Source organism: Arthrobacter sp. 05T444 (assembly GCF_056395905.1).
In genome coordinates, this window is sequence record NZ_JBFTKK010000057.1 from 1 (window position 1) to 784 (window position 784).

Genomic DNA, 784 nt, shown 5'->3' on the forward strand with positions numbered 1-784 from the left:
TCTACGCCGCGTACAAGGCAGCGACCGAATTCAAGGGCAAGCCCACCGTGATCCTGGCCAAAACGGTCAAGGGCTACGGCCTCGGCCCGCACTTCGAAGGCCGCAACGCCACCCACCAGATGAAAAAACTCACCCTCGACGACCTGAAGAAGTTCCGCGACCACCTGCGGATCCCCCTCACGGACGAGCAGCTCGACAAGGATCCGTACCAGCCGCCGTACTTCCACCCGGGCACGGATGCCCCGGAAATCAAGTACATGATGGAACGGCGCGCTGCCCTGGGCGGTGCTGTGCCGGAGCGCCGGTCCAAGCACTCCGACATCGCGCTGCCGGATGCGAAAACCTACGAGGTCGCCAAGCGCGGCTCCGGCAAGCAGCAGGCAGCCACCACCATGGCCTTCGTCCGGTTGCTCAAAGACCTGATGCGGGACAAGAATTTCGGCAAGCACATCGCGCCGATCATCCCCGATGAAGCCCGCACCTTCGGCATGGACGCGTTCTTCCCGACCGCGAAGATCTACAACCCCAAGGGCCAGAACTACCTGTCCGTGGACCGCGACCTGGTCCTGGCCTACAAGGAATCCGCCCAGGGCCAGCTGATTCACCCCGGCATCAACGAAGCCGGCGCCGTCGCAGCGTTCACCGCCGCCGGCACCGCCTACGCCACCCACGGCGTGCCGCTGATCCCGGTCTACGTGTTCTACTCCATGTTCGGCTTCCAGCGCACCGGCGACGCCTTCTGGGCCGCCGCGGACCAGATGACCCGCGGCTTCATCATCGGCGC

The 784-nt window shown here is 65.1% G+C and carries 1 pseudogene; it reads left to right on the plus strand.

Annotated features, from left to right (window positions below):
- Window positions 1-784, plus strand: a pseudogene (locus AC1DD3_RS22055) (pyruvate dehydrogenase (acetyl-transferring), homodimeric type); the annotation flags it as partial.